Source organism: Solitalea agri (assembly GCF_023914155.1).
In the GTDB taxonomy this organism is placed as follows: domain Bacteria; phylum Bacteroidota; class Bacteroidia; order Sphingobacteriales; family Sphingobacteriaceae; genus Solitalea; species Solitalea agri.
In genome coordinates, this window is sequence record NZ_JAMWYS010000060.1 from 1 (window position 1) to 15,070 (window position 15,070).

The window sequence follows — 15,070 nt, forward strand, 5'->3', positions numbered from 1 at the left end:
TCTCAATCAAAAAATATACAGTCAATTCTCGGCAACTAAAAAGGCTGCCCCTTTTGAGACAGCCTCTTCTTATTAATCTTTTTCTCCGCCACTGAGGATCGATGTTACCAGTGAAAGGAGGAAGCTAAAAATAATGGCCCACCAAAAACCATCTACACTAAACCCTTCAACAACCCTTTCAGCGAAGTAGATAATAAGGAAGTTAATGACTAGCATAAACAAGCCAAGGGTTAAAATAGTGATAGGGAATGTTAGGATAACCAAAATAGGTTTGACAACAGCATTTAATATACCTAATACCACTGCCAGAATAAGTGCGGTTGCAAAGGAATTAATATGCACTCCGGGTAAAATGTATGACAGGCCAAAAGCGACGGCTGCCGTAATAATTAGTCGGACAATAAGATTCATAGTAAAGATTTTTCAATAAGATAAGAAAAGCTCACAACAAAAAAGAGAAGCTTATTCATAAACTTCTCTTCCAAAGGGTGTTAATGCTAAACTCATCAGTTTGAAATGCTGTTTGGCAAACGGAATCCCTATGATGGTAATTGCCAAAAGAAGGCCGAAACCGAGATGTGTTAAGGCAATCCAAATACCTCCAATAAAAAACCAAATGATGTTCATCAGGGTCGAAAGGCAGCCTGGGCTTCCCTCTTTGATCCGGATTTTTTTTCCAAAGGGGAGAAGTGCCAGAAACGAAAGTTTAAAGCATTGAATTCCCCATGGAATGCCAATAATGGTACAACAAAGTAAAAAACCTGATGTTAGGTAGCCAAAGAAGGTTGCCAGTCCTCCAAAGATCAGCCAGATAATATTTCCTATAAAACTCATGCAGATGTACTTTCTTTTTAATCTAATAACGCTTTAATGTCTTCGGCTGTGAGTGATTTTTCAAATGAATCTTCAACAGTTATTAATGAGTTGAAAAGGTTTTTCTTCTTCTTTTGCAGTTTCAAAATCTTCTCCTCCACCGAATTTTTGGTGATAAACTTATAAATGAACACGTTTTTGGTCTGACCAATTCGATGTGCGCGGTCAATGGCCTGTTGCTCTACCGCAGGGTTCCACCATGGGTCGAGCAAGAACACATAATCTGCCTCAACTAAGTTTAATCCCGTTCCTCCGGCTTTAATCGAAATTAAGAAAAGCTGAACCTCGTCGTTTTCTTTAAACTCTTTAATATTTGCCGAGCGGTTTTGGGTAGCTCCATCTAAATAAGCATACCGAATGTTCATGGCGTCCAGCTCATTCCTTAATAACTGCAAATGCTTAACAAACTGAGAGAAGACCAGCACTTTATGTCCTTTTGCAAGTGTGTTTTGCAGCAATTCAACCACTAAAGAGAACTTCCACGAATCGAATTTATAACCCTCATCAACCAATTTTGGGTGATTGGCTATTTGACGTAAGCGTGTAAGACCCTGTAGCACCGGAATCTGCGACTTCGCCACACCATTTTCAGTAATTATGCGAAGCAGCTCATTTCGATAGAATGATTTGGTTTCTTCGTACACTTTCTCTTGCTCCTCACTCATATTGCAATAGAAAATCTGTTCGGTTTTCGGCGGTAGCTCTTTTGCTACCTGGTCCTTGGTCCTTCTTAAAACAAATGGTTTGATGAGTGCGTGTAATCGGCGCAGTTTCTCTTCATCCTGTTTTTTCTCAATTGGAATAATGAATTCGTTTTGGAAATAAGTATGGGAGCCTAATAAACCAGGGTTTACAAACGAAAGCTGCGTCCACAAATCGGCCACGGTATTTTCCACCGGCGTACCGGTTAAGATTAGTTTATGTTTAGATTTTAATGCTTTTATGGCCTTGGCACTTTTGCTATGAGGGTTTTTTATATTCTGACTTTCATCTAAAATGATATAATGAAAGTAAAATTTTTCCAGCAACTCATGGTCAATTCGCACAATGCCATAAGTTGTTAAAATAAGATCATAGTTGGCAAAAAGTGCGACGTCTTTTTCGCGGGCGGCTCCGGTAAAAACATGAACTTTAAGTTTGGGTGTAAACTTTTTAGCTTCACTTATCCAGTTATCAATCAGCGATGTTGGCATAACCAGTAATGAAGTTTGATGCACTTCACTTTGTTCTTTCACTTTTTGAAGCAATGCCAATGTTTGTACGGTTTTACCCAAGCCCATATCATCGGCAAGGCATCCACCTAAATTATAATTGCTCAAAAAGTTGAACCAGTTAAAGCCGGCTTTTTGGTAGGGGCGAAGTTCACCCTTGAAATGTGTTGGTATTGGAAAGTCTTCAATTTCTTCAAATTGCTCCAATTTTCGGAGTTTACGGTCCATGGTAACTTCTGCCAGATCGGAACTTGCATAATCCTGAATTAACCCGATATGGTGTTTTTTCAGTTTTAAGTTCTTCGTTCCTTCTGCAAAGGCAAACAGGTTTCCATAGGTATTAAACCAGCTCTCAGGAATAATAGCAATTTCACCGTTGGGCAAAACAAATTCTCGTTTACGGTTTAAAATATGATGTTTTAGTTCGATGAATGGAATTTCAAAAGCACCAAACGAAACAATAGCATGAATATCGAACCAGTCGTTATTTTCTTTAAATGATAAATTGATCGAGGATTTACCAAATACATAACGCTTTTCTCCCGATTGGTCAATGATGAACCCTTTTTCATGTAAATCATCAAAATGGTCGTTTAGCCAGTCATGTAAATAAAATTCATCTTCCTGTTCCGATAATTTGGTAATATGAAAGTGATTGGGTGTTTCCAATGCAAGCCCTAAACTCAAAATCTCATCTGCTTTCTTTTGCTCCCAGTTCAATGAGCGTTTAATACGATGAAAAATGTAGTTTTCTTCTTTCTTCTCAACGGTTACCGAAACTGGCACTTGTGAACCGTAGGCAAACTTGTGTTTACCGTATTTAAAACTGAGGTCTAATGATGGTCGTTCCTTTTTTAGGTTGATCTTTAACTGCGGGGAAGCCTCGTATTTCTCGGTTATTATATCGAATCCTTCGGCATACACATGATGCTTCTCAATAAGCGGGGCAACAAACTTTTCAAAATAGGTTTTCTCCGAGCTTCGTGGAATTTCGATGAAGCGTTTGTTTAAAAAAGGAACGAGTTTTTTTCCTTCCAACTCATGTTCAAAGTAATAGAGGGTGTCATCTAAAAGCATCCAGGCAGGCTGATTGCTAATCACCTGCGCATCCCTGAACATAAACTCTATGCGCTTGTCTTTATATTTTATTGTAGGAAAATAGCGTGTCGACTCTTCGTTTTTTCTGAAATGAAACAAGACAGAAGCTGGTTGATCTGCTATTGAAACCGCCTGCCAGGTAGGATTTCCTTCTTTACCAGTCTCAAAAACCGCCTTTTCTCTCATTAATTCAATGGCCTCACTTAAGGTAGCTTCAATAAACGGCTGAACCTTGGCTTTTAAAGCATCGGTCCAAAATTTGGTAAAAAACTCCCGAGGACGGATAGGTTGCTTATGAAATCGGCGAATTATATTTTCCTGTTCTACCTGCTCTAATAAAGCGATAAGTTTATAGTCAGTGGCATCTAAAAAGCGGGCAAATTCAGAAGCAGTATGAGAAAACAGTCGTTTATGTACCAATGAATAGGTGTATTCACGGTTCATTTGCACAATATGCGGTTCAAATAAATAGCCCAGGAACTCGTGTTGCAGTAACGAATACACAATTTTACATGATTTGGTGCTATCTACCCTCAGCATTTGTTCCTCTCTTTCCTAAATTATCGTCTGGTTTGTGCCGACAAAATTTTAAAAGTAGCAATTATATTGAAATTGTGTTTACTGAGGGTTAAAAAATCACCAAATTAATAATGACCATCAGTAGGAGTACTCGAAAGGTTCCTTTAACCAGTGGGAAAGAAGTTTTATCGACAATTATGAAATAATCAAAACATCTGCATCTTTAAGCAAACAATACATAGTACAATGAGAATCAAAACGCTTTTAACAGCTACATTAATTGCCTATTGTTTGCCAGCATTGGCCAACGAGGGTAAGAATTCTGTAAATGCCAAGCTACAATCAGCAATGATTTTACGGGTTGGAGCCGAAGTAACCCACACCGCTAAAGCTACGCTTACCCAAGGAAGCAATGAATTATGGATAGAAGGCTTAAGCTCTTCAATCGAAGTAAACAGCCTGCAGATAAAATGTTCAGGAGGAGTAACTGTAATGTCTTCCGCGTTTTCAACTGACTACTTAACTACTGGAACACCATTGCCTAACGTTAAAAAACTGCAAGATTCTATAGATTACTATGGAAGGGAAAAGGACAAGATTCAAGTAGCGCTGAAAACGAATGATGGACTTTTGAGTTTGCTCAAAGCAAATAAATCAATTGGAGGAACACAAACAGGATTGAGTGTGGCGGAATTGATGAAAATGATGGATTACTATAAGGCTAAATCAACGGAGCTTGAAAACGAGAAAAGTGTTTTCAATAACAAGTTGAGTAAGATTAGTGAATCTATTGCTCGTTTACAGCTTCAGATTGATGAAGAGTCGAGAAAAAATGATAAATCCTTTGGTCGATTAAAACTGCAGTTGAGCAGTCCTCTAGCCGGAACCTACGATTTTACGGTTTCTTACTATACCAATGCGGCTTATTGGATTCCATATTATGATTTACAAGCATCTTCAGCCGATAAACCGGTTAAGCTAACCTATAAAGCCAAGTTTGTGCAAACAACCGGGTTAGATTGGAAAAAAGTAAAACTAACGCTATCGACCTCAACCCCTGGCAATGGTAAAACCGCACCCGAATTAAAAGCATGGTTTCTTGAATATGCAATCAATAAAGCTTTACAAGGCAGAGTGCCCGGACTAGAGGTTGCTCAAAACACAATTTCGTATGAGGATGCTTCTGCTAAACGTGAAAAAAAATACCTGAGCGAATCAGTAGTGATTAGAGGCACAAATAGTGTCACCCCTAATCAATCTCCATTGTATGTGGTAAACGGACAAATAATGAATGCCGATGAAGCCACTAAAATTAGTCCTGAGACCATAAAGGATATAAATGTTTTGAAAGATGCGTCTGCAACAGCATTGTATGGTAATCGTGCTTCAAATGGAGTAATAATTATCACGTTGAAAGAACAAACAGATTATGTTTCTGAGAGTGAAAATTCGATTGATGTAACTTATGATATTGATCTTCCTTATGACATCCTTGGATCAGGAAATGAGCAAAGCGTAACCTTAAAAAGTTTTGACTTGCCAGCTGAATACAAATATTACAGCGCTCCTAAGATGGATAAAAACACTTATTTGCTGGCAACGGTAACTGATTGGGAAAAATTGAATTTATTGCCGGGTGAGGCCAATATTACTTTTGAAGGAACCTATATCGGTAAATCTTATATCGATCCTTTGTCAACCCAAAAAACACTTAACCTAACATTAGGTAATGACAAAAGAGTGATTGTGAAACGAGAGAAAATGCAGGATTATAGCAGCACCAAGTTTATTGGAAGCGAAAAGAAACAGGTTTTCACATATAAATTAACGGTAAAAAACACCAAGAATTCAGCTGTGAAAATGATTTTAAAAGATCAATATCCGCTATCAACACAAAAAGATATTGAAGTGGAACTGGTAGATTCGTCAAAGGCGCATGTAAACTCCGAAGTTGGAACATTAACATGGGAATTTGAGTTGAAACCGGGTGAAACTCGAGAGTTTATACTAAGTTATGCAGTTAGATATCCGAAAGATCAGAACTTAAATTTATAGTTAAAACTAAAAATAGCCGGCCAATTAATAGCCGGCTATTTTTTTAAGCCTATTTTTTCGAAGTAGTTGATGTCATGCAAGATAAATCAGGATGCAGTTTTCCGTTTTTATGTTCAAAATGAGTGACCACCGTCCATGTTTTATTCATTAAGGCTTCACCTTCTTCACCTAGTAGTTTATCAACTTCCTGTGACTTGGTATAATATTCGGTCGCGCTTTTTGCGCTCTGAACAACAATAAATACAGGTTCCAGGCCAATATCTCCTAAGTTAAATCGGTAACCCATGGGTACTTTCTTCTTTTCAAACAAAGCTTTCCATTCTTTGGCTATTTCCATTGCTTCCTTTTCTTTTTCAGGATTGATATAATAATAATCCCAATGACGGAATGTGTTTTCCGCAGGAAAATCAGGCATATAAGATAGATCAGCACGGTAACGCACTAAGAGGTCCCTGTGCGTGCTAAAGGTGCCATCATATTGTTTCATCATTGCCTCCATTGCATCCTTGCCCATTGCTTTTGATAATTGACCGAAAGCGTTATCAACCATGTCAATACCGGCATAATTATTCACCGGAATTACATAGATGTACGAAAAATCATCACGACTGGCAACCCAGTACATTGGTGAACCATTGTTGTATTTGGTCATGGCGTCAGCTAATCCTTTGGCGGCTTTTTCATACATCGCCACTTTTTCAGGAATTACATGGTCTTCATGAACAAGATATAGAACGCCTTTGCTCGCATCCTGTGCCTTTGTTGACAAAACTGACACAAGCGCCGCAATAGATAAAGTGAATTTTAATAATGAATAAAATTTCATAGATACCTCCTTTGGGTTTGTTATATGATTAGTAAAAGGAATTTCACTCGGAATGATTAAAACGAATGTTGAAGTTGAGGTTCTGAATGATTGTGTTAAGGTTTACAGCGGATGATGGAAAGCTGTTAAGTTTTATGGATTGCAGAAGTTAAATTTACAATTTATTGATCATAAAAGCTTTAAAAACAGTCAATTATTGTTGTTTTTCAAAGTGAAACGTTCTTGACCCTATAGGTTGGTCAGGAGAACCAGGTAAAAAAGTAACATTGATTTCATTTTCCTCGATTGAAAAACTAAGATTATCAAAGAAAACTTCTGATAAGTCGCAGGTGGGTGCAATTTGAAAAGAGTTTTTATCCGAATCGAGAGTCAGGGTAGTTAATCGCAAGCTATAAATCGGGTGATATAACTGCAGAAATCGTGCTGTATCCAAGGGGTATCTTACTTCGCCGTTCTCATCGGTCGATCCTTCATTTTCGTTTAACCTACAGGCAACATATCGATAGGGTTGATTTAAAGAATCAGCCACACGAATGATTATAAACTTATCTGGAGTTTTTAAAGATTGTACAAGTTTAAAGTCTGCTGATGGTTGTGTATGATTGCTTTTAAGAACCAGCCTATTGTTGGCGATTTTCCAGGTGCCTTTTCCCCATTTATCAGCAGCTCCGTAGGTGAAAAAATATTCAAAAGTACTATCAGCATTTAACTTAAAGCCTGCTGCGGTTTCCATCACTCCGTTTAACATATAAATTCCCGGCAGATTTTGAGAAAATGCACCGGTTGCCAATAATTGAATGGCCAGAATAAGGATGAGCTTCAGATTACACATTGTAAAAATACTGTCTACTTTAAATTAATAAACTTATCGGAGATATTTTTGGCGTTCATAATTACATATTTAAAATATAAAATCTATAGAAATTATATAGATTTGTTTCAAAGCAAAAACATATGATAAAAAACATAAAAACGGGATTATTACTACTAGTATTACTTTGTTCCATTGGTAAGCTCAAAGCGCAAACACAAAACTCAGGCTGGGCGGCCTATATAGCTAATCTTCAGTTTAAAGAATCAAAATTCGGGCTCATGTTTGATGCGCAGTTTCGTTCATCAGATGATTATCAACGATTGCAGCAGTATTTGATTCGACCGGCATTAACTTATAAATTTAATAAGCACTATACTGTCTCTGCTGGTTATGCATATGTATCAAATTATGCCATAGTAAATGGTGTTGATGATCGAGTTTCCGAGCACCGCGCTTTTGAACAGTTCTTTATCAACCATAAATTGGGAAGGGTATCTTTAATTCACCGTTTTAGGAATGAGCACCGATGGGTCTCATCAGCCGCAGACCCTAACAATTTTAATACCCAGCAACGTTTCCGCTATTTTATCAGAGGGCTTGTTCCATTCGGAAAGGAATCAACGTTTAATCAGGGTTTCTTTGGATCATTTCAGGAAGAAGTTATGTTTAATTATATCAACAAAGAAACAACCAATAATAGTTTCTTTGACCAAAACAGGGCTTTTGTGGGCTTGGGCTATCGATTTAACCCTAAAATTGATATTGAGGCCGGATACATGAACCAGTTGGTGAAGCAACGTAATGGAGAAACGCTTACGAATAATATTTTTCAGTTTGCCCTATATACAAGGTTAAGCCTATAGTTCTGGGGAGGAATTTATCTTACGCTATTCGATAAAACAGAATAACCAATATCTTTATGCCCAACTAACTTATAAATGAAGATATTGGTTTACTTTAAGCAGTGCTTAATAGTCTGCTTATTGCTTGTACTTTTTTCTGAAGTAGCTTTTGCCCAAAGCATAAATACCGTATGGTTTACCACCAACCTCCGATTTCAAAGCGCGAAGACTTCGTGGGGAGGATTTCTTGATGTGCCAATTCGTTCAACAGATAACTATGAGCAGCTTCAACAGTTTATTATACGTCCGGCTGTTTCATATAAATTCAATAAGAATTTTACTGCAGCGGTGGGATATGCCTATGTTTCTAACTATAGCTACATGGATGATATCAGGCATCATTCAGACGAACATAGGCCTTGGGAGCAGCTCATTTATAATCATAATATTGGAAGAGTATTGTTTTTTCATCGCCTGAGAAATGAGCATCGTTGGATTAGTTCAGTAGCAACCCCAAATGATTATAAGACCCAACAACGTATCCGATATTACTTGCGAGGAATGATCTGGTTTAAACAAGATTCAGCTTTAAAAAAAGGATTTTATGGGGTTTTGCAGGATGAAATAATGTTTAACTACATTAATAAAGAAACAACCAATAATAGTTTTTTTGATCAAAACAGGGCGTATGCTGCTATAGGGTATAAGTTTAATCGTATGCTCGACCTTGAAGGGGGCTATATGTATCAATTGTCAAAACAGCGCAATGGCACAACACTCACTAACAACTGTATTCAATTAACACTTTATACGAAGTTTACCTTATAGAAGAGAAAGAGCATTTCGCTCTTTGATTTAGAGCGCTCATTTTGCTTTCAAAAGTTCATTTCTAAGCTGCAAACCTACGGCAGCGCATGAGCAGCTTAACCTTTATGCAATCTCTGTCACTTTTAGTTAAATTGCAGACTCAATCAATAAGCATGAAGAAAAAATTATTTGTACTTCTTTCCTCTGCCTGTATTGCGAGCTTCACAGCAAATGCTCAGGAGAAAGAAAAACCAAAATGGGATGTAAATAATCCCATGGGACCATCAAAGAGAATAAACTTTACAGTAAAAGAAGGAACCTGGATGAACGTTGATGTGAGTCCGGATGGTAAAGAGGTTATTTTTGATTTGCTGGGTGATATTTACTCAATGCCGATAACAGGAGGTAAAGCCAAACTGTTAAGGGGAGGCATGGCCTATGAAGTACAACCCCGATTTAGCCCCAATGGGAAATCAATATCGTTTACCAGTGATGCCGGTGGCGGAGATAATATTTGGTTGATGAATAGAGATGGCTCTAACGCTCGTCAGCTGACTAAGGAGAGTTTTAGATTACTGAACAATGCAGTTTGGACTCCAGATAATCAATACATCATAGCTCGTAAACATTTTACAGGTTTCCGCTCGTTGGGGGCAGGAGAAATGTGGATGTATCATATTTCAGGAGGTGATGGAATACAGCTAACAAAAAAGAAGAATGATCAGCAAGATGCAGGGGAGCCGGCATTGTCGCCAGATGGCCGTTATCTATATTGGAGTGAAGACGTTACCCCCGGCCCCTATTTTCAATACAATAAAGATCCTTATTCGGGTATTTATGCAATTAAGAGCCTCGATCGACAAACGGGAGAAATAAAAGAGGTAACCGGAGGGCCTGGAGGAGCGATTCGTCCACAGGTTTCTCCAAATGGTAAACTTCTGGCCTTTGTGAAACGAGTTCGCTTAGAAAGTGTTCTTTATCTTCAAAACCTTGAAACAGGGGAAGAGTGGCCCATTTATCATCCTCTTTCTCATGATCAGCAGGAGGCTTGGGCTATTTTTGGTCCTTATACCAATTTCAACTGGACACCGGATAGCAAGAATATAATTATCTCTGCAAAAGGAAAGATCTGGAATGTTGATGTTGCTCAAAAGCTAGCCAAAGAAATTCCTTTTGAGGTGAATGCCGAGCTTACCATTACAGATGCCTTACATTTTAAACAGCAAGTTTTCAGCGATCAGTTTGAGGCTAAAATGATTCGCGATGCTATTACCTCTCCTGACGGCAAAAAACTAGTATTTAATGCTGTTGGATATTTGTATAGCAAAGAACTTCCCAACGGTAAACCACAACGAATCACAAAAGCAACCGATTTCGAATTCGATCCTTCATTTAGTCCTGATGGGAATGCATTGGTTTATATTTCGTGGAATGATGAATCAAAAGGCAGTATCGTCAGATTTGATTTTAAAACAGGGAAAACACAAAAGTTAACAACCGAAAAGGGGTTTTATTATACACCTTCTTTTTCGCCAAATGGAGAGAAGGTAGTTTTTAGAAAAGGGTCTGGAAATGAGTTGAACGGTTTTTCATTTGGGAAAAACCCAGGCCTTTATATCCTGACTGCGGGAAGCGGTGTCTCAAAATTTATTTGTGAAGAGGGGAGTCAGCCGCAATTTAATGGTGACGGGTCTCGGATTTTCTTTTTAACTTCTGAAAATGGGAAGAAGCTGTTTAAAAGTGTTGATTTAAACGGAACAAATCCAATTAGTCACTTCACCTCACAATATGCTAATCAGTTTGTAGTAAGTCCCGATAACAAATGGATTGCATTTACCGAACTGTTTCAAGCATACGTTGCTCCTTTCCCTATTGCAGGGTCTGCGGTCGATTTGTCTGGGAAAAGTACCGCAATACCTGTGTTTAAGGTTTCGAAAGATGCAGGTACCTGCTTGCATTGGTCTAAAGACAGCCAGAAACTTCATTGGGTACTTGGCACCGAATATTTTACACGCTCTATCCAAAACTCATTCAACTTTGTTGATGGTGCTCCATCAACAATTCCTCCGGTTGATTCTACCGGGATTAAAATAGGACTCGTTCTTCCATCTGATGTTCCGAATGGTAAACTTGCGCTAAAAGGAGCACGTATCATTAGCATGAAGAATGATGAGGTAATAGAAAACGGAATAATCATTATTGAGAATAACAAGATTACAGCTCTTGGAAACGTCTCATCTATTACAATTCCTTCTGATGCAAAGGTTATTGATGTTACCGGAAAAACAATTATGCCGGGTATGGTCGATGTGCATGCGCATATTCCTGCTGGAGCAGGAGGAATCACTGCTAAAACCCAATGGCCCTATTATGCAAATCTGGCTTTTGGCGTAACCACCACACATGATCCATCGAATAATACAGAGATGGTGTTTACCCAAAGCGAAATGGAGAAAGCAGGGGCAATTGTGGGCCCAAGAATTTATTCTACCGGGACCATTCTTTATGGCGCCGATGGCGACTTTAAGGCAGTAATAAATAGCCTTGACGATGCCCGTTCTCATTTGCGCAGATTGAAAGCGGTAGGTGCTTTTTCAGTAAAAAGCTATAATCAACCGCGTAGAGAGCAACGTCAGCAAATAATTCAGGCTGCCCGTGAATTACAGATGGAGGTGGTGCCTGAAGGAGGCTCTACCTATACGCATAACATGAGTATGATCATGGATGGGCATACTGGTATTGAACATAATATTCCTGTTTCGGATGTGTATGCGGATGTAAAACAACTTTGGAATGCTACTAAAACGCAGTATACCCCAACGCTTATTGTTGCTTACGGAGGGTTGAGTGGTGAGAATTATTGGTATGATAGAACAAATGTTTGGGAAGACAATCGATTGTTAAATTTTAGCCCACGGTCAGTAATTGATGCTCGCTCCCGCCGCCGACAAACAACCAGCGAGAGTGATTATAACCATTTTTCAGCTTCTAAGATCTGTAAATATTTGAGTGATGGAGGAACAAAGGTAAACCTGGGTTCTCATGGCCAAATTCAGGGCATAGGCGCTCACTGGGAAATGTGGATGCTGGCGCAGGGAGGTATGAGCCCAATGGAAGTTATAAGATGCGCTACCATGAATGGTGCAGAATACCTCGGTATGGACAAAGAAATTGGCTCGTTGGAAGTGGGTAAATTAGCCGATCTGATCGTAATGGATAAAAATCCATTGGAGAATATTCGTAATACCGAAAGCATAAAGTATGTTATGCTAAACGGTCGACTTTATGATGCGGAAACGATGAACGAAGTTGGAAATTATAATAAGCCTAGAGGGAAGTTTTTTTGGGAAGAAGGGAATAACAGCGAAACCTTTAAGTATAATTCACTAACCAGTAGTTTTCTGCATAGTGGATGCAGTTGTTATGGAGTTCATTAAATAGATACATAAATGAAAAAGCGCTGTTCTTACTTGGAATAGCGCTTTTTTAGTTTTAAAAGCTATTTAAATATCAATTTCTCCTTCAAAAACATAATCTGCCGGTCCTTCAAGGAAAACGTTTGTGAATGTTTTACCATCGGTTGTGGTGGCAGTAACGGATAAGTCGCCGCCCATGGCTTTAATTTTTGTTGTATGAGTTCCCGTGATTTTCTTTTTGTTCATCATGGCCAGAGCGACAGCAGTAACACCGGTACCGCAAGCAAGCGTTTCATCTTCAACACCACGTTCATACGTTCTAACTACTAAATGATCGCCTTTATCTTCAACAAAATTCACATTGATTCCTTCGGCATTAAATCGATCATTATAACGAATTGACCGTCCTTCCTTGAATACATCCAAATGTTTTACGTTCAGAACTTCTTGCACAAAATGAGGAGAACCAGTGTTCAATACAAAATGATCCCCATTTATCTCTATAGAGTTGACATCGATCATGTGTAAACTAACTCCCTTATCGGTCATCTTTGCGTAATGTGGCCCATCAACCGCTAAGAAATTGGTCTCATCACTAAAGATCCCCAGTTTATTTGCAAAAGCAGTGATGCATCTTCCTCCGTTTCCGCACATGGTGCTTGGATTTCCGTCAGAGTTTGCATACACCATTTCAAAATCAAAATCTTCATGATTTTGGAGCAGCATAATTCCATCACCCCCAATTCCAAACCGGCGATCGCATAGTTGGTGGAAAAGTTTTACGTCAACCTTAATCGTAGCGTTTCGATTGTCGATAAGTACAAAATCATTTCCGGCACCCTGGTATTTATAAAATTTAAGCTTCATCAAAATTTCATTTTTGAGTAATAAATTTGAATACGAACCGTTTCGTAGTTTGTAAGTTCAATTTTACAAAACTAAAATAAATGATAGTTGGTTTTTGCAACATACGAGTATTAATTTTGAGATAGTAATTGATTAAGTAAAAAGGAAAACATGAAAAAAACAGCTTTAACATTATTAACTGCCTGCTTAGGTGGCATAGTGGCCGTTGGGGCGTATAAAGTTTTCGAAAACAGGGGAGAGTCTAGCATTGAAGACAAGCAAAATGTAAAGTTTGTAAGTTATGGCGAAAATAGCCGAATGGTAGGTTCTGCTGGTGACGTTGATTTTACTTCTGCCGCAGCAATGGTAACTCCTGGAGTAGTCCACATTAAAACAACGTATACTTCAACCAGTCGAGGACAGCAGTACAGTCCATTCGGCGATATGTTCGACGATTTCTTTGGAGGCCGTGGTGGCGGAGGTCGTTCTCGCCAGCCTCAACGTGCTTCTGGCTCTGGAGTCATCGTTACTCCTGATGGATATATCGTAACGAATAATCACGTGGTTGAAGATGCTGATGAAATTCAGGTAGTACTGAATGATAAGCGCTCCTTTAAAGGAAAATTGATTGGGAGAGATCCAAACACGGATTTAGCACTAATTAAAATTGACGGAAAAGAACTTCCATTCGTAAAATATGGAAACTCTGATAATGTAAAGGTTGGGGAATGGGTATTGGCGGTAGGAAATCCATTCAATCTTACTTCAACAGTTACCGCCGGTATCATTAGTGCTAAAGCGCGTAATATAGGTATCTTAACTAATCAGGAAGATCCTGACGCTCGTCCAATTGAGGCCTTCATTCAAACTGATGCTGCTATTAACCCTGGAAATAGTGGAGGGGCTTTGGTAAATACAAATGGTGAATTAGTAGGTATTAATGCCGCTATTGCATCACAAACTGGTGCATATGAAGGTTACGGTTTTGCTATTCCGGTAAACCTGGCTAAAAAAGTAATTAACGATATTTTAAATTTCGGAACCGTTCAACGTGGTTACTTAGGTATTCAGTTTAATGAGAATAATGCAGAACTCGCCGAGAAAAAAGGCTTAAAAACAATTAACGGTGTGTATGTTGAATCCGTTTCGGTTGGTGGCGCCGCAGAGGCCGCAGGCATTAAAACCGGCGATTTAATTACTAAAATTGAAGGAAATAGTATCACTTCTGGCTCTGATTTACAAGAACAAATTGGCTTGCATCGCCCAGGTGACGCTGTTAACCTAACCGTTTTGAGAAATGGGGCTGAGAAAGTTTATAAGGTGGTATTAAAGAATGCTGAAAACACAGCCACATTGGTTAAGGCTACTTCAAGTGCAACTTTCGATGCTTTGGGAGCCAAATTTAGTCCTTTGAATGATGCAGAAAAGCACAAATACAAAGTACAAGGAGGTGTTAAAATTTCAGCGCTGAAAGAGAATGGTATACTTTCTCAGTATGATATACAACAAGGTTTCGTAATTACCAGAGTTAATGGTAAAGCTGTTTCATCAGAAGAAGACGTGAAAGCTGCATTAAACAACAGTCGAAACGGAATGGTGAATTTGGAGGGTATTTATCCGGATGAACCATCTTCTCGCTATAGCTTCTCGTTCCCTGCAGCTAAATAGTATCTTTTCGTAAACAATTTATTTACGAGGCTGTCTCAAAAGGACGGCCTCTTTCTATTTTCAGGGGTTATCAACAAGTTAAAGCAGGATTTGTT

The 15,070-nt window shown here is 38.7% G+C and carries 11 protein-coding genes; 5 read left to right on the top strand and 6 right to left on the bottom strand.

Annotation, left to right across the window (positions count from 1 at the left end):
• Window positions 1-72 precede the first annotated feature (72 nt).
• Genes NF867_RS17765 through NF867_RS17775 form a run of 3 tightly spaced genes read right to left on the bottom strand, consistent with a single transcriptional unit; the run spans window position 73 to window position 3,722 of the window.
• On the bottom strand, window positions 73-411 hold the full coding sequence (locus NF867_RS17765; protein WP_252589745.1) for a phage holin family protein: 339 nt from the start codon (window positions 409-411) through the stop codon (window positions 73-75).
• A 51-nt stretch (window positions 412-462) separates the two neighbouring features.
• Complete coding sequence (locus tag NF867_RS17770) at window positions 463-834, bottom strand: YccF domain-containing protein (protein WP_252589746.1); 372 nt, start codon at window positions 832-834, stop codon at window positions 463-465.
• Between the two features lie 17 nt (window positions 835-851).
• The gene (locus NF867_RS17775; RefSeq protein ID WP_252589747.1) at window positions 852-3,722 is read right to left on the bottom strand and encodes a DEAD/DEAH box helicase; all 2,871 of its coding nucleotides are present in this window, start codon (window positions 3,720-3,722) and stop codon (window positions 852-854) included.
• 225 nt (window positions 3,723-3,947) lie between these two features.
• Between NF867_RS17775 and NF867_RS17780 the strand changes: the two genes are divergently transcribed.
• Window positions 3,948-5,756, top strand: a complete 1,809-nt coding sequence (locus tag NF867_RS17780; RefSeq protein WP_252589748.1) for a DUF4139 domain-containing protein — start codon at window positions 3,948-3,950, stop codon at window positions 5,754-5,756.
• Window positions 5,757-5,805: 49 nt separating this feature from the next.
• Here the strand turns inward: NF867_RS17780 and NF867_RS17785 are convergent, their stop codons facing one another.
• On the bottom strand, window positions 5,806-6,582 hold the full coding sequence (locus NF867_RS17785) for a hypothetical protein (protein ID WP_252589749.1): 777 nt from the start codon (window positions 6,580-6,582) through the stop codon (window positions 5,806-5,808).
• 193 nt (window positions 6,583-6,775) lie between these two features.
• Window positions 6,776-7,414 carry a hypothetical protein gene (locus NF867_RS17790; RefSeq protein WP_252589750.1) on the bottom strand — a complete coding sequence of 213 codons (639 nt, stop codon included), beginning with the start codon at window positions 7,412-7,414 and terminating at the stop codon, window positions 6,776-6,778.
• Window positions 7,415-7,536: 122 nt separating this feature from the next.
• Here NF867_RS17790 and NF867_RS17795 point away from each other — a divergent pair, with 122 nt between their 5' ends.
• The 3 genes from NF867_RS17795 to NF867_RS17805 all read left to right on the top strand — a co-directional run bounded on the left by NF867_RS17795 (window position 7,537) and on the right by NF867_RS17805 (window position 12,482).
• Window positions 7,537-8,259 (top strand): DUF2490 domain-containing protein, encoded by a 723-nt coding sequence (locus tag NF867_RS17795; RefSeq protein ID WP_252589751.1) that lies wholly within the window; start codon window positions 7,537-7,539, stop codon window positions 8,257-8,259.
• A gap of 75 nt (window positions 8,260-8,334) precedes the next feature.
• Complete coding sequence (locus NF867_RS17800; protein ID WP_252589752.1) at window positions 8,335-9,066, top strand: DUF2490 domain-containing protein; 732 nt, start codon at window positions 8,335-8,337, stop codon at window positions 9,064-9,066.
• A gap of 152 nt (window positions 9,067-9,218) precedes the next feature.
• A complete protein-coding gene (locus NF867_RS17805) occupies window positions 9,219-12,482 on the top strand; it encodes an amidohydrolase family protein (RefSeq protein ID WP_252589753.1) in 3,264 nt (1,087 codons plus the stop codon).
• A gap of 66 nt (window positions 12,483-12,548) precedes the next feature.
• Here the strand turns inward: NF867_RS17805 and dapF are convergent, their stop codons facing one another.
• A complete protein-coding gene (dapF, locus tag NF867_RS17810; RefSeq protein WP_252589754.1) occupies window positions 12,549-13,328 on the bottom strand; it encodes a diaminopimelate epimerase in 780 nt (259 codons plus the stop codon).
• Between the two features lie 150 nt (window positions 13,329-13,478).
• On the opposite strand from dapF, the gene NF867_RS17815 reads away from it, so the two are divergent.
• Window positions 13,479-14,975, top strand: a complete 1,497-nt coding sequence (locus NF867_RS17815) for a Do family serine endopeptidase (protein WP_252589755.1) — start codon at window positions 13,479-13,481, stop codon at window positions 14,973-14,975.
• The last annotated feature ends 95 nt before the right edge of the window (window positions 14,976-15,070 follow it).

Coding starts and splice junctions, on each gene's coding strand:
- NF867_RS17765 (WP_252589745.1), bottom strand. CDS start 411: ATGAATCTTATTGTCCGACTAATTATTACGGCAGCCGTCGCTTTTGGC.
- NF867_RS17770 (WP_252589746.1), bottom strand. CDS start 834: ATGAGTTTTATAGGAAATATTATCTGGCTGATCTTTGGAGGACTGGCA.
- NF867_RS17775 (WP_252589747.1), bottom strand. CDS start 3,722: ATGCTGAGGGTAGATAGCACCAAATCATGTAAAATTGTGTATTCGTTA.
- NF867_RS17780 (WP_252589748.1), top strand. CDS start 3,948: ATGAGAATCAAAACGCTTTTAACAGCTACATTAATTGCCTATTGTTTG.
- NF867_RS17785 (WP_252589749.1), bottom strand. CDS start 6,582: ATGAAATTTTATTCATTATTAAAATTCACTTTATCTATTGCGGCGCTT.
- NF867_RS17790 (WP_252589750.1), bottom strand. CDS start 7,414: ATGTGTAATCTGAAGCTCATCCTTATTCTGGCCATTCAATTATTGGCA.
- NF867_RS17795 (WP_252589751.1), top strand. CDS start 7,537: ATGATAAAAAACATAAAAACGGGATTATTACTACTAGTATTACTTTGT.
- NF867_RS17800 (WP_252589752.1), top strand. CDS start 8,335: ATGAAGATATTGGTTTACTTTAAGCAGTGCTTAATAGTCTGCTTATTG.
- NF867_RS17805 (WP_252589753.1), top strand. CDS start 9,219: ATGAAGAAAAAATTATTTGTACTTCTTTCCTCTGCCTGTATTGCGAGC.
- dapF (WP_252589754.1), bottom strand. CDS start 13,328: ATGAAGCTTAAATTTTATAAATACCAGGGTGCCGGAAATGATTTTGTA.
- NF867_RS17815 (WP_252589755.1), top strand. CDS start 13,479: ATGAAAAAAACAGCTTTAACATTATTAACTGCCTGCTTAGGTGGCATA.